The organism is Vibrio fluvialis, assembly GCF_900460245.1.
GTDB lineage: Bacteria > Pseudomonadota > Gammaproteobacteria > Enterobacterales > Vibrionaceae > Vibrio > Vibrio fluvialis.
In genome coordinates this window covers 556,232-581,310 of record NZ_UHIP01000002.1, presented here as the reverse complement: position 1 = coordinate 581,310, position 25,079 = coordinate 556,232, and the positions used below count along the sequence as shown (strand labels likewise).

At 49.9% G+C, this 25,079-nt stretch carries 20 protein-coding genes; 14 read left to right on the top strand and 6 right to left on the bottom strand.

Features of this window, described 5'->3' with window-relative positions; translation table 11 throughout:
- Positions 1-4 precede the first annotated feature (4 nt).
- Positions 5-1,222 (bottom strand): AAA family ATPase, encoded by a 1,218-nt coding sequence (locus DYA43_RS17630; protein ID WP_024375606.1) that lies wholly within the window; start codon positions 1,220-1,222, stop codon positions 5-7.
- 1,273 nt (positions 1,223-2,495) lie between these two features.
- Here DYA43_RS17630 and DYA43_RS17625 point away from each other — a divergent pair.
- Positions 2,496-4,472, top strand: a complete 1,977-nt coding sequence (locus DYA43_RS17625; RefSeq protein WP_024375609.1) for a replication initiator protein RctB domain-containing protein — start codon at positions 2,496-2,498, stop codon at positions 4,470-4,472.
- Between the two features lie 247 nt (positions 4,473-4,719).
- Here DYA43_RS17625 and DYA43_RS17620 read toward each other — a convergent pair whose 3' ends face one another.
- Positions 4,720-5,184: a hypothetical protein gene (locus DYA43_RS17620; protein ID WP_024375608.1), complete on the bottom strand. Its 465-nt coding sequence runs from the start codon at positions 5,182-5,184 to the stop codon at positions 4,720-4,722.
- A gap of 357 nt (positions 5,185-5,541) precedes the next feature.
- Here DYA43_RS17620 and DYA43_RS17615 point away from each other — a divergent pair, with 357 nt between their 5' ends.
- The 3 genes from DYA43_RS17615 to DYA43_RS17605 all read left to right on the top strand — a co-directional run bounded on the left by DYA43_RS17615 (position 5,542) and on the right by DYA43_RS17605 (position 6,906).
- Positions 5,542-5,739 carry a PA3496 family putative envelope integrity protein gene (locus DYA43_RS17615; protein ID WP_024373910.1) on the top strand — a complete coding sequence of 66 codons (198 nt, stop codon included), beginning with the start codon at positions 5,542-5,544 and terminating at the stop codon, positions 5,737-5,739.
- A gap of 161 nt (positions 5,740-5,900) precedes the next feature.
- Positions 5,901-6,110, top strand: a complete 210-nt coding sequence (locus DYA43_RS17610; RefSeq protein WP_024373911.1) for a DUF3283 family protein — start codon at positions 5,901-5,903, stop codon at positions 6,108-6,110.
- 76 nt (positions 6,111-6,186) lie between these two features.
- Positions 6,187-6,906: a YebC/PmpR family DNA-binding transcriptional regulator gene (locus DYA43_RS17605; protein ID WP_024373912.1), complete on the top strand. Its 720-nt coding sequence runs from the start codon at positions 6,187-6,189 to the stop codon at positions 6,904-6,906.
- Positions 6,907-6,929: 23 nt separating this feature from the next.
- Here the strand turns inward: DYA43_RS17605 and DYA43_RS17600 are convergent, their stop codons facing one another.
- A complete protein-coding gene (locus DYA43_RS17600) occupies positions 6,930-7,187 on the bottom strand; it encodes a DUF2798 domain-containing protein (protein ID WP_024373913.1) in 258 nt (85 codons plus the stop codon).
- Between the two features lie 84 nt (positions 7,188-7,271).
- Between DYA43_RS17600 and DYA43_RS17595 the strand changes: the two genes are divergently transcribed.
- Together DYA43_RS17595 and DYA43_RS17590 are read left to right on the top strand one after the other, a co-directional pair.
- Positions 7,272-8,183, top strand: a complete 912-nt coding sequence (locus DYA43_RS17595; RefSeq protein ID WP_061056035.1) for a LysR family transcriptional regulator — start codon at positions 7,272-7,274, stop codon at positions 8,181-8,183.
- A gap of 1 nt (position 8,184) precedes the next feature.
- Entirely contained in the window at positions 8,185-9,060 is an 876-nt protein-coding gene (locus tag DYA43_RS17590) for an NAD(P)-dependent oxidoreductase (protein WP_061056034.1), read from the top strand.
- Positions 9,061-9,130: 70 nt separating this feature from the next.
- Here DYA43_RS17590 and DYA43_RS17585 read toward each other — a convergent pair whose 3' ends face one another.
- Positions 9,131-10,792: a methyl-accepting chemotaxis protein gene (locus DYA43_RS17585; RefSeq protein WP_024373916.1), complete on the bottom strand. Its 1,662-nt coding sequence runs from the start codon at positions 10,790-10,792 to the stop codon at positions 9,131-9,133.
- Between the two features lie 126 nt (positions 10,793-10,918).
- A complete protein-coding gene (locus tag DYA43_RS17580) occupies positions 10,919-11,308 on the bottom strand; it encodes a thiol-disulfide oxidoreductase DCC family protein (protein ID WP_061056111.1) in 390 nt (129 codons plus the stop codon).
- 426 nt (positions 11,309-11,734) lie between these two features.
- Between DYA43_RS17580 and cyoA the strand changes: the two genes are divergently transcribed.
- The 6 genes from cyoA (at position 11,735) to DYA43_RS17550 (ending at position 16,972) form a co-directional block, all read left to right on the top strand.
- A complete protein-coding gene (gene cyoA, locus DYA43_RS17575) occupies positions 11,735-12,649 on the top strand; it encodes a ubiquinol oxidase subunit II (protein WP_024373918.1) in 915 nt (304 codons plus the stop codon).
- Between the two features lie 6 nt (positions 12,650-12,655).
- Entirely contained in the window at positions 12,656-14,695 is a 2,040-nt protein-coding gene (cyoB, locus tag DYA43_RS17570; RefSeq protein ID WP_024373919.1) for a cytochrome o ubiquinol oxidase subunit I, read from the top strand.
- Positions 14,685-15,284, top strand: coding sequence for a cytochrome o ubiquinol oxidase subunit III (gene cyoC / locus DYA43_RS17565; protein WP_024373920.1), 600 nt, complete (start codon positions 14,685-14,687; stop codon positions 15,282-15,284). The genes cyoB and cyoC overlap by 11 nt, the downstream gene beginning before the upstream one ends.
- The gene (cyoD, locus tag DYA43_RS17560) at positions 15,284-15,598 is read left to right on the top strand and encodes a cytochrome o ubiquinol oxidase subunit IV (RefSeq protein ID WP_032080704.1); all 315 of its coding nucleotides are present in this window, start codon (positions 15,284-15,286) and stop codon (positions 15,596-15,598) included. The genes cyoC and cyoD overlap by 1 nt, the downstream gene beginning before the upstream one ends.
- A gap of 6 nt (positions 15,599-15,604) precedes the next feature.
- Complete coding sequence (gene cyoE / locus DYA43_RS17555) at positions 15,605-16,471, top strand: heme o synthase (protein ID WP_024373922.1); 867 nt, start codon at positions 15,605-15,607, stop codon at positions 16,469-16,471.
- 144 nt (positions 16,472-16,615) lie between these two features.
- Entirely contained in the window at positions 16,616-16,972 is a 357-nt protein-coding gene (locus DYA43_RS17550; RefSeq protein WP_004727368.1) for a YibL family ribosome-associated protein, read from the top strand.
- 62 nt (positions 16,973-17,034) lie between these two features.
- Here DYA43_RS17550 and malT read toward each other — a convergent pair whose 3' ends face one another.
- Positions 17,035-19,743, bottom strand: a complete 2,709-nt coding sequence (gene malT / locus DYA43_RS17545) for an HTH-type transcriptional regulator MalT (RefSeq protein WP_024373923.1) — start codon at positions 19,741-19,743, stop codon at positions 17,035-17,037.
- A gap of 532 nt (positions 19,744-20,275) precedes the next feature.
- Between malT and DYA43_RS17540 the strand changes: the two genes are divergently transcribed.
- Both DYA43_RS17540 and malQ read left to right on the top strand, forming a co-directional pair.
- A complete protein-coding gene (locus tag DYA43_RS17540) occupies positions 20,276-22,729 on the top strand; it encodes a glycogen/starch/alpha-glucan phosphorylase (protein ID WP_032080706.1) in 2,454 nt (817 codons plus the stop codon).
- 104 nt (positions 22,730-22,833) lie between these two features.
- Positions 22,834-25,014 carry a 4-alpha-glucanotransferase gene (gene malQ / locus DYA43_RS17535; RefSeq protein ID WP_061056033.1) on the top strand — a complete coding sequence of 727 codons (2,181 nt, stop codon included), beginning with the start codon at positions 22,834-22,836 and terminating at the stop codon, positions 25,012-25,014.
- The last annotated feature ends 65 nt before the right edge of the window (positions 25,015-25,079 follow it).

Below are 25,079 nucleotides of genomic sequence, written 5' to 3'. Positions count from 1 at the left end.
TTACTTACCCCTGATTAAGTGAGTTCCAGTGTGAATGAAGTACGCGTTCCAATTCTAGCGCGCTCTTTTGCACCGCATCCTGCGCGGTCGCCAGTGTTTTCTTACCCCCTTCAAAATCGCTGGTGGTTAAGTCAAACACGGTGCTGTAAGTATCCGCACAAGTCTCAAACGCGCGGCTACGAGGAATCGTCGCCATCATCACCTGGTCACCCAGCAAATAGTTCATTTCGGTCAGTACCGATACCTGCTTCTTGTTATCGTCTTCAAACATGGTTGGCATCAGACGGACAAATTCCAGCCCTTTCCAGTCTTCCGGGAACATCTCGTACACCGTTGGCAGGTGTTGGAAGAAGTTCACCGTTGAAGCCCAGTCCAGACGTTTCGCCGCACATGGGATTAGCAGAGCGTTTGACGCATACATCGCGTTCCACACCAGCGGGTCAACGTGGGGACCGGTATCGATCATAATCACATCAAATTCGTCGGCGATTTTGTCAATCAGCTTCTCTTTCAGCAGTCGCACGATATCCAGTGACTGGTTCTGAGAGAGATATTGCCACGCTTCTGCGTTAAACATCGCATCTTCTGGGAATGCGGAAATGGTTTTCAGATTCGGATACTGAGTTGGCAGCATCACGTTCTTTTCCAAAAACGCCTTATCCACTTCGACATCTTCCGGCACGTTGTCCAGCATGATATCGACTGCGGAATAAATGTTGCTGTGTTCGGCAAGGCTAATTTGTGGGTTTAAGAACAAACGCAGTGAACCTTGTGGGTCCAAGTCAATCAGACAGATGCGGTAACGCTTGTCGAGATTCAGCGCCAAGCAAGCCGCCAAATGCACGGCCGTCATCGATTTACCGGTGCCACCCTTCTGGTTTTGCACATTGATAATCCAAGGCTTGTTCTCGGTGTTCTTTTTGCGCTGATGGAATTTTGGCACGCCCGCCGCATCCATTAGCATGTGCGCTTCCGCCAGAGAAATGGAGTAATGGTTCGCGTTGTTTTTAGTAAACTGATGTCCCGCTTCTTCCATCTTGGCGATGGCTTCATCAAGTTTACGACGTGTCAGCCCGGAACGGGTTTCCATCAGGGCTTTCGACATCGGCGGGAAATGCTCATCGCGACGCTCTTCCAATACAATCTCAATACGGTCAGCTTGCACCTGTTGGGTCAGTTCTGCGAGCGTATAGAGATTATCTATGGTTTGTTCTCTTTTCATAGCCAAATTCCGTAATTAGTGCCAATCAGCAAATTGTACAGCAATATTAACCATATACAATAAAAAGGTGAACAATCACTTTTAGATTAAAATCACATTAAATAGATTTTTAACATGAAATTCATTGAATCATGAACAAGAGCTGAAAAAACATTCAATAAAAGGGCAACAAAAAGATGTTCGTTCTTTATCAGATTTAAAATGTCACAACGTCACTTATTTACAATGTAAACCTGATTTTTTCTAAACACGATACGCAATGACAGAATGTCATTCCGGAACGATTAATTCCATGCGATAAATTACGGCCTCTGTCATTTCAATCTCGATTTCGCAACACTCACTGCATTTCATCAACATTTTCACCATTGAATAACATTTTACTCAAAATGCACTGTACCACCGCTGGGGCGCCAGATTTACGAAAGCATGATCAAGGAAGCAATGATGATCATGCTTCCGCTGAGAAATCGCGAATAAGGAAACATGATCAAGGTAATTTCATACTCGCTAACATTGCTTTAAATGCCAGAGTGAAAATGATCTTAGATCGGATCAATGATCAAGAGATCCACTGTACCGGAAGCATGTAAAATCAACGACGATTTACGGGCAATGTCAATCAGAGTAGGGGTTGTGGCTGATTGAGCCCTCAATCGCCATTCATTAAGCTGCAATTGAATTGACGCACGATTGGCAGCGATTGCCATGATCATGCTTTCGCCAGCACGTAGCAAAACCCGTTGATACCGCAATCGGTGTTAAACGTGTCATTCAATTAAGAGAACGTCCAAATAGTAGCCAAAACAGGTCTATTTTCTATATTGCTTGATCATGCTTCCGAATCGTTAACCACAGCAATAGAAGGCACAAAACAAAAAGAGGACAAGAAGGCATGCAGATGATTCAAGGGATTGTGGATAAGTTGTGAGTGCACCTTGATCATCGTTTAAGAACGCTGTTGATCATAGATTCGAGGATCACATGATCATGGTTCGGAATATTTTTGATCATGCTTTCAATGAGTTAATGATCATCGTTTCAGGAATACTATGATCATGCTTTCGAAGGGCATTTTAAAAAGTCATTTAAAAACAGTGTATTACAGAGCGATTTGGCCTCAGATCATATGATCATATTAATCACTCTTAATCATAATAATCAAAAAGATCAGTTATTTAAAACCAACAATTTTTTCTTTATTTATGATCTCTTTTTCTTTATTCTCTTGGAACTATAGCGATATTACGGCCAGTGTGATACGGATCTAATAATGACGTCAGAAGAGAAATTGCTGATTAAGGCACCCAGAAGCCACAAAGATGGACACCTCTTTGAAGTTTCTGAAACTGCAGTAGATTGGATAGAACAATATCAGCATTTTAAAGGTGTCACGAAGAGTATTGTAGAACTCCTAAACTTAATTTCTCTGCGTGGCTTTCGTAGCAAGGATGGCCTGGTATCAACCACAGAATTGATTGATGCAACTGATGGCCAGTTGACACGTGCTGCTATCCAGCAACGGTTGAGAGCCGCTGTATCGATCGGGCTGTTTAAGCAAATCCCAGTACGCTTTGAGGAAGGCTTGGCGGGCAAAACCATGTTGCACTGCTTCGTGAACCCGAACCAATTGATCTCTGTGCTAGGATCCACCAGCTTGGTGACGGAATCAGTCAAGCAAAGCGAAAAACGCAAGCGTTCTAAAGCATTAGCGCAAACTCAGGTAAATCAACGTTTGTTGACAGAACATGGGTTGAATACACCACCAGCCATGAAGGATGAAGCCGATCAATTTGTGGTTTCACCAACCAACTGGGCCGGAATTATTGATCAGGCATTAGCGCCCCCTCGCACTCGTAAAAGCTATCAGAAATCCATGGTATCGATTTCAGGCACTCGAGCAGTGATCGAGACACGATCATCGAAAAACATCATGACAGTCGATGATCTGATGACCTTGTTTGCACTGTTTACGCTTACGGTGCAGTACCATGATCATCATCAGGAAGATTACCAACTCAACGCCAGCCACGTACCCAACAAGACACCGCTCTATATCACGGACATCTTGTCGCTGCGCGGAAAAAAGGACAGCGGGCCGGCTCGTGACTCGATTCGAGACAGTATTGATCGTATTGAATTTACCGACTTCCAGTTACATGAACTCACCGGGCGTTGGCTGAGTGAAAACATGCCGGAAGGGTTCAAGAGTGATCGTTTCCGTTTTCTGGCACGCACGATCACGGCATCAGAAGAGGCACCAACAGAAGGCAGTGATGGCGAGATCAAGATCAAACCAAACCTGTATATTCTGGTCTGGGAGCCTTCGTTCTTTGAAGAGCTGATGACGCGTGATTACTTCTTCCTTTTCCCGCCAGAAATTCTGAAGCAGCATACGTTGGTGTTCCAGTTGTATTCTTATTTCCGAAGCCGCATGTCACGCCGCCACACGGATGTGATGCTGCTTAGTGAGCTGAATCAGAAACTGGCTCGCAACATAGAATGGCGCCGATTCTCCATGGATCTGATTCGAGAACTGCGCCGCTTGTCTGATGGCAAAGGCAATGACGATCTGTTTGTCGTAAACCTGTGGGGCTATCACCTGACGATCACCACCATGATCGACAAAGGCAAGCTGACCGACTATCAGGTTGATATTAAGTGCGATGTGGAAGAGGTGCTGCGCTATTCACGTGCGAAAACCACCAATGCCGGCAAACGTAATATGGCGCCGACGTTGCCAAACCCGCTGCGTAACGAGATGGTGTCCAAGCAGAAGCTGGAAGAGCTGTCAGAAATCATCGATGGTGAATTTGAGCCCATTCAGCGCAAATCACCGTCACCGCGCGGAAAATTGGGCCGTCGCGTGAAGCTGCGTAAACACCTGGTTGAGATCAATGCAGACGAGATTACCATCACTCTATCTAAATACACCTCACCAGAGGCTCTAGAACGCGGTATAACGGCTTTGGCGGCGATGACCGGGCATGCCCCTTCCTCAATCCGTGAAGAGTGCGTAGAGCTCATTGACAAGCTTGATTGGCTGCGAGTCGATGAAGATGTGATTCCGTACGAGACGCTCAGCAAGATGATTGAGCTGTATAATTCGCAAAATGAGAGCAAGCATCTCTCCATCGAGCGCCTGATTTCTGGCCTGGCAGTACGCCGTAAAGTGTGTAAACAAGTGCACGAAGGGCATCTGGATGAATCGGTATTCCGGGCGCTGGATGAAGTGGCGATTGGTATTTGAGCCGATAAACAACACTTTTAGAACACAACGTTGACATACATCTGACAATGAATGGGCGGGCCTTGCGTAAAGTTAAACCCGAATAGACAACCTTTTGTCCTATCTGATGAATTAATAGATTGGCTCATATTGTTACATTCATTCTGAATTAGTTTGCGAGTTCTTCCTGAGAGCTCGCTTTTTTTTCGCCTGAAATTCAGATTGTTACGATCAATTCTTATCATTGGCCCTTGATCATGCTTTCGGATCACCACCAGTTCTGTGAGGTATGCTCTTGATCATGCTTCCATTCAAACTGCTGCATTAGTCTCACATGCGCTTCGATCAACTCTCGCGATCGTTGATGCCAGCCCGTTTCAGGCTGATTCTGACAGAGTTCGAGCAACAACACCGTGAGGCGGGTGAGCCGTATCAGACACCAATCGCGAACCTGCCTGGAAGTATTGGGCGTGCAGACGCACAGCTGCAACTTGGCTTGCACGAAGCTAATCCAGGCAAAGGCCTGTTCTGCGGAATCAGGAAGAGTTTGCTGGTAGAGACGAATACCTGCGTCAAGGAAGTAAGTCAGCGCCAAAGGTTGATCGTGAAAGCTGCTGTCGGTGAATACATCGTCTGGTGTTGCCAGCAGCAACGAGATTAAGGCATCACCTTGATCATTGTTCCGAATTCGCTGGATGGATAGGATCGCGTCAATCCATTCTTGTGCACCCATTTAACGTTGTCCTGCTGCCACTTTTTAACAGTGTGGTTAAGAGGTTGGCAATGAGCAAGAATCGAAAAATATGAGCGATTCAAACCTGCAGAGCAGCTGTGCGATAAATAGCCATTGAAGCCTGATGACACAAGGGATAGCGCGACAAGAATTGAGAGATTGATCGGCTTAATTTTTTTGCGAGAATTTTTTAAATGTACTTCTACACTGTAGGTAGAGCAAAAGATAATTGAGCTATTTATTGATTAGATTTCTGAACTATCGTCGAAATCACATTCTGGCTCAAATCTGCTTAACAAGGTTTTGGCGCTTTGCTACAGATTACATGTCCCTGGCATGGTTTGTTCGGAGGTTACAATGTCCATTAATTCAATTGACCATGATGAAATGACTAATATCGCAAGCAGTTGGGACTTCACGGAAGAAGTTGAAACACCACGCCCAATGAAAAATCTAAAATCTGCGGAAGCTCGTCGTCGCATTGAAACACTGCGAGAGATCCGAGAAAGCGGGTTGACCATTGAGGAAGCAAAGGAATTAGGTCTGCTTCACTGAGAAGTGCCTATTAGGCGAATTGAGAAGGGTGGCGAAAGCCACCCTTTATGTTTTTAACGCTTTTATTGATGAATGCTGATTAAACCGACATTTTGACTCTTAATTTTTCCTATTCCTATGCTATATTTCGCCCCACGTTTTTATCGACTGTGGGCTTACTAATGTCTTTCAACCTCGCATTGCTGGATGCTGCAGAGAAAAACAAAATAGAACTCGACAAACAGGCTTCTTTTTTAGTTTGGAAGATGAAGCAGGCAAAAAGTGGATCGGAAGAGATCACTAAGCAGCTAGCCAAGCTTGTTTCTGCACAAGAAAAAGAGTGGTTTCAACAGTCGGTAGACAAGTACAAACGAGTGATGGGCGTGGCATAACGCTTGGCTCTCAGCAGAAGCTAAGGCTATCTGCTAAAATCCGTCGCATAAAATTTGAACTAGAGAGAACATCCCGATGGGAAGAAGTTTTGAAGTGCGCAAAGCCTCTATGGCGAAAACTGCAGGCGCAAAAATTAAAGTTTATTCCAAATACGGTAAAGAAATTTACGTGTGTGCGAAAAACGGTGGTAGCGACCCAGACATGAACCTGTCTCTGCGTCACCTGATCACTAAAGCGAAACGCGATCAGGTTCCGGCGCACGTTATCGAAAAAGCGATCGATAAAGCGAACGGTGGCGGCGGTGAAGATTACCAACCAGCGCGTTACGAAGGTTTTGGCCCGGGTGGTACAAACGTTATCGTTGACTGTCTAACTGACAACGGCAACCGTACGTTCCAAGACGTTCGCCAATGCTTTGTAAAAGTAGGTGCGAAAATTGGTGTGGAAGGTTCTGTTTCTCACATGTTCGATCACCAAGCGGTATTCCAATTCAAAGGCGAAGACGATGAAGTGATTCTTGAAACGCTAATGATGGAAGATGTCGACGTGACTGACGTTGAACTCGAAGATGGTGTGATCACAGTATTCGCTCCTCACACTGAGTTCTTCAAAACGAAAACAGCGCTAAACGCTGCATTCCCTGATCTGACCATTGATGTGGAAGAAATCACTTTCGTTCCTCAAACACCAACGCCAGTATCGGGTGAAGACGCAGAGAAATTCCAGAAGTTCCTAGACCTTCTTGATGACTGCGACGATGTTCAGCAGGTATATCACAACGCTGAAATCGAATAAGAACGCAAAAAGAAAACCGAGCTTTAAGCTCGGTTTTTTTCTGCCTGAGATTTGATGCCTGAATGGGGTCTCGAAAGCCATGCCGCTAAATTGCGGATTTGTGGCAGAACGGTAAGGTTAAGCAGCAGCGCCAGCGGCCAGGCGATAGTAAATCCGTTCAACCATATCGGCGGCCACTGTGCGTTAAAGCCGAGCTTATAGCCAGATAACACGCCAGACATGATTAGCGCCATCACAAACGATGACATCAGCGCGGTTAGCCAGAATTGTTTACGACTTATCATGGATTTTTTTCTCTTGTTTCCTCTGCATGGCAACTAAGATATAACTATCCATAACTGAGAAAAATCCCCAAGAAAAGAAGTATGAATTCCATTTTCGGAAACATTGATGATCTCTATTTGTTCTTCTGTGTGGTGGAGGAAGGTTCACTGGTATCGGCATCGAAAAAGCTTAAGTTACCAATCTCAACCATGTCTCGCCGCCTGTCCGCATTGGAATCACGTCTGAATCTTCGTTTACTGGAAAAGCAGGGCAGGGAACTGGTCGCTACGCAAAGTGGTTTGCAAGCATTTTTGGCTATTCGCAGCGGAATGGAAAATCTGGAAAGCACGTTTAACCAAATGTTGTCAGAAAACCAGGAAGTGACCGGCAGTGTTAAGCTGGCCATTCCTCACAACTTCTATCGTGCTTTTGTCGGGAAAGTGGTGGAAGAGTTCATTCGTCAGCATCCGAAAGTGCACGTCGAGCTGGCGCTAAGCCAGGAGTCTGTGACACCAGAAACCAATCGCGACCTGTTGATTACCTTTGACATCGACAACATGGAAGGCATGATTGCGCGTCCTCTGTTTAAAGCGAATCACGGTTTTTTTGTTAGCCCGGAATATCTGGCGCAATGTGGACCGATCACCAGTCTGGATCAACTCGAAGCACTGGATTGGATCTCGGTCGATCGCGCGCAAGAGATCCCGCTTTATTGTGGTGAAGAGTTTGAGCGCCTGATTCATATTAGACCCAAATTGATCGTCAACGACATCAATGCAATTGCCAGTGCCGTCGAGCGCGGCTTGGGAGTGGCGTCACTGCCATATCGGCATGTTTCTAAAAGCATGAATATCGTACAGTTACTACCGAAGTATCATCGCAGCGCCAAACAGGCCTATTTGGTGTATCGGGATAGAAAGTATCAGCCCAGAGCGCTGACCTTACTGGTTGAGGCACTGCTCGATGCAGTGAGCAAGCTCGACAAAGGCGCGCCTGTCGTAAAAGGAGATTAAAATGAAAGTCAGTTTTATTGGTTTAGGTGTTATGGGTTACCCGATGGCCGGCCATCTGGTGAAAGCGGGATTTGAGGTGACGGTGTTCAACCGCACTCAGGCGAAAGCAATCGCTTGGGCTGAACAACACGGTGGTCATGCGGCCGCTACGGTGGAGGAGTGTGTGAGCGATGCCGATGTGGTGCTGACCTGCGTAGGTAATGATGACGATGTGCGTAGCATGACCACCAGCGAGCAAGGCGCATTGGCCTTCATGAAGCCGGGCTCTATTTTGGTCGATCACACGACGACTTCAGCACAGCTGGCAGAAGAGCTGGGCGCGGCGGCGCAGAAAGTCGGTGTTCGCTTTATGGATGCACCCGTATCCGGCGGTCAAGCTGGCGCGGAAAACGGCTTGCTGACCATCATGTGTGGTGGCGAGGCGGAGTTGTTTGATGAACTGCAGCCAGTATTTAAGGCGTATGGCCGTTCTTCGGTTTTGATGGGCGGCGTCGGTCAGGGACAGCGCGCTAAGATGGTTAACCAGATCTGTATCGCTGGCGTACTTAACGGTTTGTCCGAAGGTCTGATTCTGGCGGAAAACGCAGGGCTGGATATTCCAACGCTGGTTGCTTGCCTGAAAAATGGTGCTGCGGGTTCATGGCAGATGGAAAATCGTGCAGTGACCATGGCAGAGAACAAGTTTGATTTTGGTTTCGCCATTGACTGGATGATCAAAGATCTGGGCTTCTGCCTGGATGAAGCTCAGCGTCAAGGCGTGCATTTGCCTATGACCGAGAAAACCATTGCAGCATATCGCAGCCTGTCTGCAAACGGGGATGGTCGTATGGACACCTCGGTATTGATTAAAGCGGTCAAGCAGGAAGCCAAACAATAGACAGCCCTATATAGCCAAAAAGCCCCCGAAGTCGGGGGCTTTTTTATGGCGGTTTACAGTGTAAAACTGGTTAAACTTTAAACCGTGCCACCAAGTCATACAGTTCATGCGCACGACCATTGAGTGCCTGGCTGCCTTGACGGTTTTCATTAGCCAGATCGGCAGACTGGCTGCTTTGATCGGAGATCACCACAATACGTTGTGAAATTTCCTGCCCAACCAGACTTTGCTCTTCCGTGGCGGTCGCAATCAGTGAGTTCATATCCATAATCGTGCCAATCGACTGCTGAATTTGCTCCAGCGCCTTGGCGGCGGCATTGGCCTCCTGCACGGTAGAGACACTGCGATTCTGGCTGGAATCCATCGCGCGTACCGCAGCATCGGAAGCCGCTTTCAACTGCTCAATCATGGCGTGAATTTCACCAGTACTGTCTTGTGTGCGGCTGGCCAGTTTACGCACTTCATCGGCAACTACTGCAAAGCCGCGCCCTTGATCGCCTGCGCGCGCCGCTTCAATGGCAGCATTGAGTGCCAGCAGGTTGGTTTGTTCAGCAATATCCTGAATCACGGCAAGGGAGGTGGAAATGTTCTTCACATCGCTCTCCAACTTGGAAATCACGCTGCTGGCTTCGGCCACTTCTTCCGCTAGTGACTGTACGGACCGCGCAGCGGTATCAACAATCGAATGGGCTTCTTTGGCATTGTCGTCCGCCTCTTTGGCCGATTGCGCAGCCTGGCTGGCATTATTGGAAATTTCGTGCGCCGTAGTGGTCATCTCCGTCATGGCGGTGGCAACCTGTTCGGTCTCTTCGCGCTGACCGGAAGCCAAATCATCGACCTGGGTCGCGCGCTGGGTCATGGAGTTAGTTTCGTCCACCACTTGCTGGCCGACCAAGTTCACTCGTTTGATGATGTCTTGCAGGCTGGCGACAAAGGCATTGAAGTTCTCACTCAGTTGAGCAAATTCCGGCACGTTGAAACGTTCCATACGCGCTGTCAGATCGGCATCGCCGCTGGCAAACGAGCGGATTGACGCATCAAAGAGACGCAGAGGATGCAAGATGCTGCGGTTGATGAACATGGCAACAATCCCCACCAATACCACAATCACGACGCTGATCGCGGTGAGCGTCCACAAGCTGCTGGTGAGTCTTTGTTTGGCGAGCATTTCCATTTCGGCTATTTCGGCGTCGACATCATCGGTATAAAAACCGGTACCAATGATGAGATCCCACTGTGGCAGATAGACGGAGTAGCTTAATTTAGGCAGAGGCTGAGTCTCACCGGGTTTGGGGAAATAGTAAGTGGTGAAGTCACCGCTTTTGGCGTTTTTGATCAGATCCCGCACCAGGTAGTTGCCTTGCGAGTCCTGTAAATCGATGAAGTTGTCTCCGAGGCCGGTTTGGCCTTTGCCGAGTAAGACTCGGGTGCCTTTGCTGTCATAGCCAAACAGGTAGCCATTTTGGCCAAACGCAATCTCCTGCAAAATCGCGACCGCATCCTCGCGGGTCGCTTGGCGGTTTTTCAGCGGCGTCAGTGCGGATTCGGCGATCTGTAAATACGCTTTAAGCTCCGCCTTCTTCATGTCCATCATCGCTTCGCGCGTGTTGGCCATTTGAGTGTGACTGAAGCTCTGGGTCTCGGTAAAAGTAAAGTACATCATACTGATGGCGATGATCAGCAGCGGCACGATCGACAAAATATAGAGTCGATGACGTATGGTTAAATTCATAGCGTGTCCCGTCCAGTAAAGGTGATTGTCTTTTGCCTGCGCTCTGGTTTGAGGTGGCTTATTGTTGTTTTACTCAGTAATCGTAGCGCAGTTTTGTTACGGGGGAGGGGAGTTGGTTCGATTTTGTTATTTGCGTCGACATTGATCGTTATCGCAACGGCTCTGACCTGTCAGCCAGCGGGATAATGTGTAGCGATGACGAGCGAACAATAAATAGCCGTAATTGGCGAGTGGGCGGATAACAGGCCAGCGTGTCATGGCATAGATCCACGGCCTACCGACCAAAGACCAGGCCAAATGTAGCGCATCCAATCCTCGGATCAGCTCACCTTGCGAATTGTAGGCGAGCAGGATCCGCCGCGCTTCTTCTGCGTCGATCTCGGGATAGGCGTCCATGGCTTCACTGTGGATGTCGATCAGGGTGATGGAATTATGAACATAATGCTGCTTTAATGCGCACATTTCGCGAAAGCAGAGCGGACAGCGCCCATCAAAAAAAATCGTAATTTGTGACATCATTCGAGCTTATTAACTTTTCTTCTTAGCACAAAAGTATGACATTTCTTGATCCAAATCAAAGAAACTTTTCAGATATAACAGGTGTTTGAAGTGTGTAACCCCACATTAGTAAAGGTTTAAATTTACTAATGATTCCATTTATGAAAGGTAAGATTGCAATTTGATCTACTGTGATTCGGACTTAATGTCCGCATAATGCGCCGGATGTAACAAAATGTTTCCGACTGTGACATTTGTGTTTTGGCGTGAGTTGAATTGTTGGACGTATGTCGATGTTCATGACTTGCGTGCACGCGAATGTTACCTCAAGTAAACATTTGTTCAAGCTCAACACATATAAAAATACTCATAAACATCAACCGCAGATTCCAAAAAGTGCCAACTTTTGTCGGTGGAAATCTGCAAATACAGTCGAGAAAGTCAATGGAAGCCTCAAGATACAAAAACATCTTGTCGAGAGCGGGATTGTTTTTTGCAATTTTGCTCCTCTCAGGATGTCAATCTGCTTTGCTTGATCCCAAGGGCATGGTAGGGGTACGTGAAAAAGAGTTGATCATCACCGCTCTTGTTCTGATGTTGATTGTCGTCATCCCCGTGATTCTGATGACAATTTACTTCTCCTACAAATACCGTGCGAGCAACACTGACGTAGAATACACACCAGAATGGTCTCACTCGACCAAAATCGAAGTGGTGGTTTGGACGATTCCAATCATCATCATCGCGATTTTGGGTGTGATTACCTGGCGTTCTACGCATGAGCTGGAGCCATCCGTCCCACTTCAAAGTGACGTCAAACCGATGACGATTGAAGTTGTTTCACTGGACTGGAAATGGCTATTCATCTATCCAGAGCAGCAGATTGCTACCGTCAACTACGTCGCATTCCCGAAAGATGTTCCTGTGAAGTTCAAAATCACTTCTGACAACATCATGAACTCCTTCTTTATTCCGCAACTGGGCAGCCAGATCTACGCGATGCCTGGCATGGTGACTCGTCTGCACCTGATTGCGAACCACGAAGGTGAGTTCAAAGGCATGTCTGCCAGCTACAGCGGCGAAGGTTTCTCGCACATGAAGTTCGTGGCAAATGCACTGCCAGATCAACAGAGCTTCGACAGCTGGGTTAACGAAGTGAAATCACAGCCAAAAATGCTGCACGATTTCAGCGATTACCAAGCGCTTGCGAAACCAAGTGAAGACGTTCCTGTGACTTACTTCTCTCACGTCCCTCATGACTTGTTCTCGACTGTGGTTATGCAGTTTATGGGTTCTCACAGCATGGGTGGTGAAGCTGAAGAGCATGGTCATATGAACATGGCAGAACATAAAGGGTAACAAACGATGTTTGGAAGACTAACACTAGATTCCATTCCATATCATGAGCCTATCATCATGATCACTATGGCAGTGATCGCGCTTGTTGGCCTTGCTGTGGTAGTGACCATTACTCGTATGGGTAAATGGCAGTACCTGTGGAATGAATGGTTTACTTCGGTAGACCACAAAAAACTGGGCTTTATGTACATTGCTGTCGCGATGATCATGTTAATTCGTGGTTTTGCCGATGCAGTGATGATGCGTAGCCAACAATTGCTGTCGTCAGCGGGTGAAGCAGGTTACCTGCCTCAGCACCACTACGACCAAATCTTTACCGCGCACGGCGTGATCATGATTTTCTTCGTGGCAATGCCGCTGGTCATCGGTTTGATGAACATCGTGGTGCCGCTGCAAATCGGTGCTCGTGACGTGGCGTTCCCATACCTGAACAACCTGAGCTTCTGGCTGTTTGTTGTCGGTGTCATCCTGACCAACATGTCTCTGGCTGTGGGTGAGTTCGGCCGTACCGGTTGGCTTGCATACCCGCCATTGTCTGGCATTGATGCGAGTCCGGGTGTCGGGGTCGACTACTGGATATGGGCACTGCAGATATCCGGTGTCGGTACCACGCTGACGGGTGTGAACTTCTTCGCGACGATTCTGCGTATGCGTACGCCGTCTATGCCGCTGATGAAAATGCCAGTATTCACTTGGGCATCGTTCTGCGCCAACATCCTGATCATTATCTCGTTCCCGATTCTGACCGTAACCATTGCTCTGCTGACGCTTGACCGTTACCTAGGCATGCACTTCTTCACCAATGATATGGGTGGCAACATGATGATGTATGTCAACCTGATTTGGGCTTGGGGTCACCCAGAAGTGTACATCCTGGTTCTGCCAGTGTTCGGTGTGTTCTCAGAAGTCACTGCGACGTTCTCGCGTAAGAAACTGTTCGGTTACACCTCTCTGGTTTGGGCAACGATTGTTATCACCATTCTGGCGTTTGTTGTTTGGCTGCACCACTTCTTCACCATGGGTGGCGGCGCGAACGTGAACGCGTTCTTCGGTATCGCGACCATGATCATCTCTATCCCGACCGGGGTTAAGATTTTCAACTGGTTGTTCACCATGTACCGTGGTCGCATTCAGTTCACAACACCAATGATGTGGACGGTCGGCTTCCTGATTTCGTTCTCTATCGGTGGTATGACTGGCGTTCTGATGGCCGTACCGGGTGCGGACTTCGTACTGCACAACTCGGTATTCCTGATCGCGCACTTCCACAACGTTATTATCGGTGGTGTAGTGTTCGGCTGTTTCGCAGCGATCACTTACTGGTTCCCGAAAGCGACCGGTTTCACTCTGAATGAAACTTGGGGTAAACGTGCGTTCTGGTGCTGGTTGACCGGTTTCATTCTGGCATTCCTGCCGCTTTACGCGCTGGGCTTTATGGGTATGACTCGTCGTATCAGCCAGAACATCGACCATGAGTTCTTCCCTCTGTTGGCGGTTGCTGCCTTTGGTACGGCAATTGTTGCGCTGGGCGTCCTGTGTCAGTTCATTCAGATCTACGTGAGTGTGCGTGACCGTAAACAGAACCTGGATCTGACTGGCGACCCATGGGGTGGCCGTACTCTGGAATGGGCAACGTCATCTCCTCCTCCGTTCTACAACTTCGCAGTGCTGCCGAAAGGCGACGAACTGGATGCCTTCTGGTACCAGAAAGAGCGCGGTGAACACGATCTGAACAAAGAAGTGGAATACCAGCCAATTCATATGCCTAAGAACACACCAACGGGTATCTACGTATCGGCTTGGGCACTGATCTTCGGCTTCGCGATGATTTGGTACATCTGGTGGCTGGCGGCTATCGGTTTTATCGGTATCGTCGTAACCAGTATCAAACACAGCTTCAACGAAGACCTCGACTACTACGTTCAGGTTGATGAAATCAAAGCGATTGAAGAAGCGCACCGTAAACGTGCTGCGCAAGCGACCGCTAACCCAGTGTCTGGCGACCAGGGTGACGATGAAGATATGGAGGTGACCTATGCACGCTAATGTTCATGGCGCACATGATCACGATCATCACGACACCGGTGGCAACAAGCTGTTCGGTTTCTGGATCTACCTGATGAGCGACTGCGTTCTGTTTGCAAGCTTGTTTGCAACGTTCGCCGTCCTGTCTAACGCGACCGCTGGCGGTCCAACCGGCAAAGAGCTGTTTGAACTGCCATTCGTTTTCGCTGAAACCATGCTGCTGCTGTTCAGTAGTATCACGTTTGGTTTCGGTATGATTGCGATGAAACGCAAAGACATCGCTGGCCTGAAACGTTGGCTGGCGGTGACCTTCCTGTTGGGTGCTGGCTTTATCGGCATGGAACTGTACGAGTTCCATCACCTGATTGCAGAAGGCGCAGGTCCGCAGCGCAGTGCATTCCTGTCGGCGTTCTTTACGCTGGTGGGCACGCACGGTCTGCACGTAAGCTTTGGTCTGATTTGGCTGGCAGTGTGCTACTGGCAACTCAACAGCAAAGGCCTGAACGAAATGATGGAAACCCGCTTTAACTGCTTAAGCTTGTTCTGGCACTTCCTGGATATCGTTTGGATCTGTGTATTCACCATCGTCTACCTACTGGGAGTAATGTAATGAGCAACCAACACGTAGATTCTGGTAAAAACGATTACATCAAGGGCTTTATTGCGTCACTGATCCTGACCATTATCCCGTTCTACTTTGTCGCGACTCAAAGCCTGCCAGAGACGGTTACTTACGCTCTGATGTTTGGCTGCGCGATCGTGCAGGTGTTTGTGCACTTTGTGTACTTCCTGCACATGGAAACCCGTACCGAAGATGGCCGTTGGAACTTTGTGTCTCTGATGTTTACCGCCATGGTGGTACTGATTCTGATTGGTGGTTCAATCTGGATCATGTGGAACCTCAACATCAACATGGCGATGTAGGCATCCATGATTAAAGGTTACATCTCTATCACCAAGCCGGGCATCATCATCGGTAACCTGATCTCAGTCGCTGCGGGGTACTTCCTCGCAGCGAAATCTGAGGCGGCTGATGTGGCTTTGCTGGCATACACCTTGGCGGGTGTGGCAATGGTGATTGCGTCAGGCTGTGTGGTGAACAACATTTTCGATCGTGATATCGATTTGCGAATGGATCGCACTCGTGGCCGTTTACTGGCGCAAGGGGAAATCAATGTTGACCACGCGTTTGTCTACGCTATCGCTCTGCTGCTGGGCGGCACGGCTCTGCTTTATCGCATGGCCAACCCGCTCTCGACAGTGGTGGTGTTGTTGGGATACGTGTTTTACGTGTTCTTCTACACCATGTGGTACAAACGCACCTCTGTGTACGGCACTTTAGTCGGTAGCGTCTCTGGCGCCGTACCACCGCTGGTGGGTTACCTTGCCGTAACCAATTACATCAGCCTGGAAGCGGTACTGCTGTTTGCACTGTTCTGCCTGTGGCAGATGCCGCATTCCTACGCGATTGCGATGTTCCGTATGCAAGATTACAAGACCGCCGGCATTCCTGTATTGCCGGTTGTATCTGGCATTGAAAAAGCACGCAAACACATGATGGCGTATGTGGTGGCATTCAACCTGGTGGCTTTGGCTTTGTTCCTTCTCGGGGAGTGTGGCTACGAGTATCTGGTGATTGCTTCTGCCGTGTGCTTCATGTGGACCAAAGTGACTTTCAAACCGGTGACCGAAGACAACTATGTTGAATGGTCAAAAACGGTGTTTAAAGTGTCACTGCTGGTAGTGATGGGCATCAGTTCTGTTCTTGGCTTGGAACTGATTCCTCTGACTATCTAGCTTCCAACCCGTCACAAGCTCAAAGGCGCCCTTTATGGGCGCCTTTTCTTTTCCGCCATAGCGGATATTTTGTTGGTGAGAAAACCGTTACGCGTTGACGCATTGTGCTATACTCCGTGCCCGATCTACAAAGAGGGTTTTTCCATGAGTCTAAAAAACGACATTCAACAAATGCATAACCGTCTCGATACCTGCCGTCACAAGTTGGATGCTGCTAAGACTCGCGGCGATGACGCGATGATCAGCAAGTTCACCGATGAGGTGGAAGAGCTGTCGAAGAAGCTGAACGGCCTAAAAGGCAAAAACGATTACGAGACGAATAAAGAGCGTAAGAAGCTGGCGGATATGCCTTTCTCGCGCGAAATCACCAAAGCCGAGCAGGCGGATCTGGGTAAGCTGAAGAAATCAGTCAAAGGTCTGGTTGTGGTGCACCCGATGACCAAAGTCGGTAAAGCGCTGCGTTTGGAAGTGATGACCGGGTTTGCGCCAAAGCCGTTCTAAGGCGACACCGCAAGAATAAAAAGAGCCAGCGATAGCTGGCTCTTTGCGTTTCTGGCTTTCGATTAGTAACCCATCAATTGCAGCAGATTCTCTGCGGTGCGAATCGCCTCTTTACGGTTGGCGATGTTGAGCTTCTGATACAGGTTACGAATGTGGGTTTTGATGGTGGTTCCTGCCACATCCAGCTCCTGCGCAATCTGCTCATTACTAAAGCCGGAGTAAATCAGCCCCAGCACCTGCCATTCGCGCTGCGTCAGCGGGCTGGTGCGCACTAACTCCGGAATATTCGGGTGGTTGATGAGCTTCTCGACAAACTCTTCGTCGAAATGCACTGAGCGGCTGCGCTGGGTGGTCGAAATCTCTTTCATCAGTTGCTGCGCGCGATGACGTTCTAAATCGCCGAGTTCAACCCGATGTACCAGTTTTTCCAGCAAGTGGCCAATCTTGTAGCCATCAATCAGGAAGTTGCCAATCATGCCGGTCTGGTTGGTCAGACGCAGCGCTTCTTTGATTTTCTCGCGTGCCAGTTCCTCCTGACCGCCAGAAGTCGCGAGGTTCGCTTCTACAATCAGGTTGCGGTTCATATCGGTGATGAGCTGATACTGCTGCGCCTGTTCTTGCATGAAAGTGAGCGTTTGCTCCGCATCTTCGTAGCGTTCCAGATTGATCTGCACGCGAGCGATGTTGCGCCACTGCAATTGCGAGAAGTGGTTGCAGGCGCGCTCCGGTCTGGAAGCGGTCTCCAGCCAGGTTTGCATTGCATCCAGATCGCCACGTGCCTGCCAGTAGAGGATCAGCGACAGTGAGGCGTTCGCGGTCCAGTCGACGTGGTAGTTGGATTGTTTCATCAGATGCTGAATCTGTTCGATAAAGCGGCCGGCTTTATCCAGCTCGCCACGACCAATCGCAATGCGTGCCAGCATCGAGTAACTGTGCAGGTGCTGACTTGGTGAGTGATTGCCGAGCACATCCAGCCCTTTATAGGCACACTCTTCGGCTTCATCCAGACGATTCCAGCACCACAGAATTTGCGCGCGGATACGCAGCAGGAATTCGTGCAGCGGCACTTGGTGCAGATGCTGCTCTTCGACCAGCTTGAATGCATTGTCCTGCACCTCAAATGCGGCCTGCACGTAACCTTGTGCGATCAGAATTTCGCTTTGTTGTAGCAGCGCCCACAGTGCCTGATGGTAAACCTGATACTGGCGCGCCAGTTTTTCGGTCTGCTGCATCATCGACAGCGCGCGGCTCAGTTGCCCCAGCACATGATTGACTTCGCCCACCACCGAGGTTGCTACGATGCGGCTACGGTAAATGGTGTTATCAAGCTGACTCAGGGCCAGTTCGGCCAGCTCCAGCGCTTTTTCCGGTGCGTTCTGGTTGATGGCAACCTGCGCACGTAGCGCGTTGAATTCGCCCTGTTCTTTGCTGCTTGGCTCAACGTTGAGCGCTTTCATCTCTTTGTCGGCGCGGATCAGCATATCGCCGACATCATCGTAACGGTGCTGACTCTGCGCCAGCCAGGCTTGCAGCAGGCAAAGTTTCGGCTCGCTGTAGAGCTGCGTTGGCGTGAGCAGGTTGATTGCCGCTTCGAGCACTTCCAATTCGCCCTGGTTGAACATCTTCCAGCCGTGCTGAGTCAGAATACTGGCCAGTAAGTCTGTGTCCTGAGCGAGGTGTGCATGACGCAGTGCCTGATGCGGCGTATTGGCTTCCAGCCACGCGCGGGCTGCAGCGCGGTGAAGCTCTTGTTCTTGCTGCGGAATGCGCGCCATACGCTGGTGGGCAAGAAACTCTGCAAACAGGTTGTGGAAGCGATACCAGTTCTGCTCGCCTTCCAGCGGGTAGATAAACAGGCCATAGCGGTTGAGCGATTCAATCATGCTCAGCGCGTCATCGCGCTTGGTGAGCGCAGATACCAAGGCGTCATTGAAATGATCCAGCACGGAGCACTGCATCAGGAAGTAGCGTGTTTCCTGATCGAGCAGGTCAAATACCTCTTCCACCAGATAGTCCCACAAATGCGCGTGGTTAAAGTGCGATACCGATTCTGCCGTTTGCGCCAGAGTGCGTTTCTGATGCTGCGCCTGCAAAGCGATCAATTGCAGGGCTGACGGCCAGCCTTCAACATAATTACGCAGGCTGACGGCTGTGATGTCATCAATGCCATCGGCGACGCGCTGGTTAAAGAAGCGGGTGGTTTCTTCGGTATCAAAGGCCAGCAGCTCGTTGCCAATTTCGATCATCAGATCGCGCACGCGCAGGTTGGCGGTACCCAGCGGCGGCGTCATGCGGCTGGTCACGACCAGTGTCAGGTTGTCGGGCATGTGCTTGAGGAAAAAGCGCATAGCTTCGTGGATCTCTTCATCCGAAATCAGATGGTAGTCATCCAGCACGACAAAGCATTCCTGATGAAAATCCGACATTTCGGCAAACACTTCACTAAAGAGAGAATGTAGAGAAGAGAACTGGCGACGCTCCGCCAGCTTTTGCGCGTTCGGGCAGCTTTGCGATGTGGCTTTGTTGATCGCTTGCAGCAGGTAGTTCATGAAGCGGAACGTGTCGTTGTCGCTTTCATCGATGCTGTACCAACCGACATTCGGTTTGTCCGCCAGCCACTGCGCCGCCATGGTGGTTTTGCCATAGCCAGCGGGCGAGCGGAACAGAACGAGTTTATAGCAGGGAGCCTGCTGCAACAGTTCTAATACCCGCGGCCTGACGATGGCGTTATGCAGCCGTCCGGGGCGAGTTAATTTAGAGGGTATCCACATCGTCGTACTTCCCGTTTCTGTCTCTTTGTAATAAGTAGTGAGGGCTAGCTCACGGTTTAATGATGAAGATGTTACTTGATGTCTTTCCCTACGTTTATTGATCGCCCACGAGATTTTTGCAGGTTTCACACTTCTCACTCAACTACGCCCCATTATTGTGAAGTTAATCACTAAAATGGTGCGTAGCTAGCGGTGTATGACTATCACCCTCTACGAAAATTAGTGAAATCTGCGTAACGAGAACGAATAGTTTGTGATCGCGGCTGCACATTGAGCAAATGATTTCAGGCGGAGAAACCTGCGTTTAATAAATCTCCACTAGGGTTATGGAGATGGTTGCCGTGATCCCTGTCACTCATAATTTCGCGACTTGCCCAATCAATGGGAGATAGATCACTCCAACTCAGGTGCTACCCCTTCTACGCCCTGACTCCTCCTCCTAAATTCCGCCGGAAACAGGAGGATGTTTTGATTGCGTAGCAGATGCACGATATGTCTCAGATGGATTAGAACCGAAAAGTGAGATTTCTCAATGAAACCTACTCAACAAAAAAGTTTTGATAAAGCTTTGTTCCAAGAAAACGTAAAACGCCACCTGACTGCTACCTACGCGACGACGATTGAGCACGCATCCAGCCGCTCTTGGTATTTGGCGATGGGCCGTGCCCTGGCCGAATTAACCACGTTTGATCTGCTGCAAACCGAGCAGGACGAGCGCATTGTTAACGCGAAAAGCCTGAACTACTTGTCACTGGAATTTCTGATCGGCCGCCTGACAGGCAACAACCTGATCAGCATGGGGCTGTACGAAGAGATTTCAGCAGCGATGACCGAACTGGGCCAAAGCCTGACCGATCTGCTCGAAGAAGAGCGCGATCCGTCACTGGGTAACGGCGGTCTGGGCCGACTGGCGGCGTGTTTTATGGACTCTTGTGCTGCGCAGGAATACCCGACAGTGGGTTATGGTCTGCACTATGAGTACGGCCTGTTTAAACAATCTTTTGAACAAGGCCATCAGAAAGAAGCACCCGATGCCTGGTGCGGTGTTGAAGGTTACCCTTGGGAAGTGGCACGCCCTGAACTGAAACAGGAAATCGGTTTCTACGGTCATGTGGAAGTGTATCAGGACAACGGCAAAGAGAAGCGCCGCTGGGTACCGGGTATGCTGGTTCAGGCGATGCCGTGGGATCTGCCGATTGTCGGTTACCAGAGCGAGACGGTCTACCCGTTGCGCTTGTGGGAATGCCGCGCGATCGCACCGTTCTCACTGGAAAGCTTCAACAACGGCAACTACTTTGAAGCGCAGCACTCACTGATTGACGCGGGCAACATCACTAAGGTGCTGTACCCGAACGACAACCACGAGAAAGGCAAAACACTGCGTCTGATGCAGCAGTACTTCCACAGTGCTGCGTCGATTCGCGACATTCTGCGTCGCCATGAAGCGGCTGGTTTTGCGTTGGCTGATCTGTCAAAACAAGAAACCATTCAGCTCAACGACACGCACCCAACCATCGCGATCCCTGAGCTGATGCGCATCCTGATTGATGAGCGCGACCTGTCGTGGGAAGCGGCGTGGGCGATTTGTTCAAAAACCTTCGCTTACACCAACCACACGTTGCTGCCAGAAGCATTGGAAACCTGGAGCGAGTCTCTGATCCAGCGCCTGCTGCCTCGTCATATGGAAATCATTTACGAAATCAACCACCGCTTCCTGCAGGAAGTGCGCGCGAAATGGCCGGGTGATGTGGCGAAACAGCAAAAGCTGTCGATCATAGAAGAAGGCTTTCACCGCATGGTACGCATGGCGAACCTGTGTGTGATCGGCTCTTACGCGGTGAACGGCGTAGCGGCGTTGCACTCTGAACTGGTGAAGCGCGACCTGTTCCCTGAATTCAACGAGCTTTACCCAGGCCGTCTGCAAAACGTGACCAACGGTATTACGCCACGTCGCTGGCTGAAGTTCTGTAACCCGGGTTTGTCTGCGCTGATCACGGAGAAAATTGGTGATCAGTGGCCTGCGGATCTGGATCAGCTAGAAGCGATTTCTCAGTTTGCTGATGATAAAGCGTTCCAGAAACAGTTCATGGCCGTGAAGAAAGAGAATAAAGAGCGTCTGGCGCACTGGGTGAAAGAGAACATGGGTATCGAGCTTGATACCAATGCGATCTTTGACGTGCAGATCAAACGTCTGCACGAGTACAAGCGTCAGCACCTGAACATGCTGCACATTCTGTCTCTTTACCACCGTCTGCTGAACGATCCAAGCTTTGACATGCATCCTCGCGTAGTGTTCTTCGCAGCGAAAGCAGCACCGGGTTACCACCTGGCGAAAGAGATCATCTACGCCATCAACAAGATTGCCGAGAAAGTGAATAACGATCCGCGCATCAACAACAAGTTGAAAGTTGTGTTTGTGCCGGATTACCGCGTCAGCATGGCTGAAATCATCATTCCGGCAGCGGATGTGTCTGAGCAAATCTCTACCGCAGGTAAAGAAGCATCGGGTACCGGCAACATGAAGATGGCGCTGAACGGTGCATTGACCATCGGTACCATGGATGGCGCGAACGTAGAAATTCGTGAAGAAGTGGGCGATGACAACATCTACATCTTCGGTCTGGAAGTGGATGGCGTGGAATCACTCAAAGCCAACGGCTATAACCCGTACGACTTCTACCACGCGGATCCGCTGCTGAAAGCATCGTTGGATCTGCTGGTGGGCGACGAGTTCACGCCGGGCGCGCCGGGCAAACTGCGTGCAACGTACGACAGCTTGCTCGATGGCGGCGACCCGTATCTGGTGCTGGCAGATTTCGCCTCTTATGTGGCGGCGCACGAAGCCATCGATCAGCAATACCGCGACCAGGCGGGGTGGGCGAAGAAAGCCATTCTCAATACTGCGCTGGTGGGCAAATTCAGCTCAGACCGCAGTATTCGGGATTACGTCAACAACATCTGGAAACTGGAAGCGGTCAAACGCTAAACCAAATAACAGCCAAGGCAACTGCCTTGGCTGTGTCACAACCATATTTATTACAACACACCCTACACGTTTTGAAGGGGAAAGCAGTCCCTTCGGAGAGAGCGATGAAAGAACAAAACGCATTAAAACAAGTCGCAGAGATGGCAAAAATTGTCGATCACTATGTGAGCGCATGGGGCGACGAAGCGCGTGTTGAAGACGACACTATCCGTCGTCTTTTGGCGTCTTTGGGCTACGACACCACCAATGACGAAACCTTATTGAAGTCGGCAGAGAAAAAACACAAGAAAGATGTGTTGGATCCGGTTCTGGTGATCCGCGAAGGTGAAGCGGTGGAAGTTCCGCTCTATCTGGGCGTGAGTGCCCGTGAAAGCGAATTTAACTGGCGTCTTGAAACCGAGCAAGGAGAGGTACTTGAAGGCTATCTTCAGTCTCAAATCGTTCGAGACGAGCGTGCCGAGGGTGGCCCTCTAGTGTTTGCCCTGCCAAGTGATCTGGCATGGGGCTACCATACGCTGCACATCACCCGCAAACGCCGCAAAGCGCCGTATGAAATGACGCTGATCATTACGCCACCAGCTTGTTTTAAGCAATCTGCGCTGGAACACGGCAAGAAACTGTGGGGCCCGAGCGTGCAGCTTTACACCCTGCGTACCCAGCATAACTGGGGTATCGGTGACTTTGGTGACCTGAAACAACTGGTTGCTGACATCGCGTCACGCGGTGGTGATTTTGTTGGTCTGAACCCGATTCACTCTCTGTTCCCGGCCAACCCGGAAGGCGCTAGCCCATACAGCCCGTCTTCGCGTCGCTGGTTGAACATTCTTTACATCGATGTCAGCTCTGTGCCGGAATTTGCACTGAGCGGCGAAGCGCAGCAACGTGTCGGCAGCCCGGATTTCCAACAGCGCCTCCAAAAAGTGCGTGACACGCATTGGGTGAACTACACCGAAGTCGCTGAAATGAAGATGAGTGTGCTGCCGCTGCTGTTTGCTGAATTCAAAAAACGCCATCTGGAAAAAAACACCGATCGCGCCAATGCCTTCCTCAACTTTGTCGAAGAGGGTGGCGATAGCCTGTTGCATCAGGCAACGTTTGATGCGCTGCATGCTGACCTGCACGCCAAAGACAGCCAAGTATGGGGCTGGCCAGTGTTCCCGGAAAGCTACCGTCGCTTCGATAGCCCGGCAGTGCAGAAATACATTGAAGAGAATCAGGACAGCGTCCACCTCTACATGTACCTGCAGTGGATTGCTGACACCCAGATCAATGAAGCTCAGGCTTTGGCAGAAGAGAAGGGCATGTCCGTCGGTCTGTACCGCGATTTAGCGGTGGGCGTATCGGACGCAGGTTCTGAAACCTGGGCAGATGATGGCAACCTGATCATGGACGCGAGCATTGGTGCGCCGCCGGATATCCTTGGTCCTCTGGGCCAGAACTGGGGTTTACCACCTCTGAACCCGCAAGTACTGCAAGCCACCGCTTACGATGCTTACATCAAACTGCTGCGTGCAAACATGAAGCATTGTGGTGCGCTGCGTATCGACCACGTGCTGGGGCTGCTGCGTCTGTGGTGGATTCCGAAAGGTGAAAACGCGACCAAAGGCGCGTACATCTACTACCCGGTGAAAGATATGCTGGCGATTCTGGCGCTGGAATCGCATCGCCATCAGTGCAGCGTGATCGGCGAAGATTTGGGCACCGTGCCGGATGAAATCGTTGAATTGCTGCGTGATGCTGGCGTGCACTCATACAAAGTGTTCTTCTTCGAAACTTCCAAAGACGACGGCGGCTTTATTTCTCCGGAGCATTATGCCGAGCAGTCAATGGCAGCGCTGTGTACACACGACATGCCAACGCTGCGTGGTTTCTGGCACTGCGACGACCTGAAACTTGGCGGTGAAATTGGCCTGTACCCAGATGCAACCCAACTGGCGGCGCTGTTTGATGATCGCCTCAAGTGCAAGCAAGGCATTCTGGATTCAGTGGCGTGGCATGGTTACCTGCCTGAAGGCGTAGGCCGTGATGCCAGCCTGGTCCCGATGGATTCCTACCTGAGCGAAGCGTTGCAGTTGCACGTCGCTGCCGGTTCTTCGGCGTTGTTGAGTGTCCAGCTTGAAGACTGGTTGGAAATGGATAAGCCAGTCAACATTCCTGGCACAGTTAATGAATACCCTAACTGGCGCCGTAAGCTTTCCATGAATCTGGACGAAATTTTCGCCCGTGAAGACGTGAACCGCATTGCGTCGAAACTGAGCGAAGTTCGCGCCAAGGCAAGCAAATAAACCCATTGGAGTGATTTAGCCTTTTCTCATAAATTACAACGAGAAGTTTAGGTTTGGTCACTCCA

Excerpts from the sequence above, each read along its gene's own strand:
- DYA43_RS17620 (WP_024375608.1), bottom strand. The coding sequence starts at position 5,184 with ATGGGTGCACAAGAATGGATTGACGCGATCCTATCCATCCAGCGAATT.
- DYA43_RS17580 (WP_061056111.1), bottom strand. The coding sequence starts at position 11,308 with ATGTCACAAATTACGATTTTTTTTGATGGGCGCTGTCCGCTCTGCTTT.
- DYA43_RS17590 (WP_061056034.1), top strand. The coding sequence starts at position 8,185 with ATGAAAGTCAGTTTTATTGGTTTAGGTGTTATGGGTTACCCGATGGCC.
- DYA43_RS17585 (WP_024373916.1), bottom strand. The coding sequence starts at position 10,792 with ATGAATTTAACCATACGTCATCGACTCTATATTTTGTCGATCGTGCCG.
- DYA43_RS17625 (WP_024375609.1), top strand. The coding sequence starts at position 2,496 with ATGACGTCAGAAGAGAAATTGCTGATTAAGGCACCCAGAAGCCACAAA.
- malQ (WP_061056033.1), top strand. The coding sequence starts at position 22,834 with ATGAAAGAACAAAACGCATTAAAACAAGTCGCAGAGATGGCAAAAATT.
- DYA43_RS17615 (WP_024373910.1), top strand. The coding sequence starts at position 5,542 with ATGTCCATTAATTCAATTGACCATGATGAAATGACTAATATCGCAAGC.
- cyoD (WP_032080704.1), top strand. The coding sequence starts at position 15,284 with ATGAGCAACCAACACGTAGATTCTGGTAAAAACGATTACATCAAGGGC.
- DYA43_RS17610 (WP_024373911.1), top strand. The coding sequence starts at position 5,901 with ATGTCTTTCAACCTCGCATTGCTGGATGCTGCAGAGAAAAACAAAATA.
- malT (WP_024373923.1), bottom strand. The coding sequence starts at position 19,743 with ATGTGGATACCCTCTAAATTAACTCGCCCCGGACGGCTGCATAACGCC.
- DYA43_RS17595 (WP_061056035.1), top strand. The coding sequence starts at position 7,272 with ATGAATTCCATTTTCGGAAACATTGATGATCTCTATTTGTTCTTCTGT.
- DYA43_RS17540 (WP_032080706.1), top strand. The coding sequence starts at position 20,276 with ATGAAACCTACTCAACAAAAAAGTTTTGATAAAGCTTTGTTCCAAGAA.
- cyoC (WP_024373920.1), top strand. The coding sequence starts at position 14,685 with ATGCACGCTAATGTTCATGGCGCACATGATCACGATCATCACGACACC.
- cyoB (WP_024373919.1), top strand. The coding sequence starts at position 12,656 with ATGTTTGGAAGACTAACACTAGATTCCATTCCATATCATGAGCCTATC.
- DYA43_RS17630 (WP_024375606.1), bottom strand. The coding sequence starts at position 1,222 with ATGAAAAGAGAACAAACCATAGATAATCTCTATACGCTCGCAGAACTG.
- cyoE (WP_024373922.1), top strand. The coding sequence starts at position 15,605 with ATGATTAAAGGTTACATCTCTATCACCAAGCCGGGCATCATCATCGGT.
- DYA43_RS17550 (WP_004727368.1), top strand. The coding sequence starts at position 16,616 with ATGAGTCTAAAAAACGACATTCAACAAATGCATAACCGTCTCGATACC.
- cyoA (WP_024373918.1), top strand. The coding sequence starts at position 11,735 with ATGGAAGCCTCAAGATACAAAAACATCTTGTCGAGAGCGGGATTGTTT.
- DYA43_RS17605 (WP_024373912.1), top strand. The coding sequence starts at position 6,187 with ATGGGAAGAAGTTTTGAAGTGCGCAAAGCCTCTATGGCGAAAACTGCA.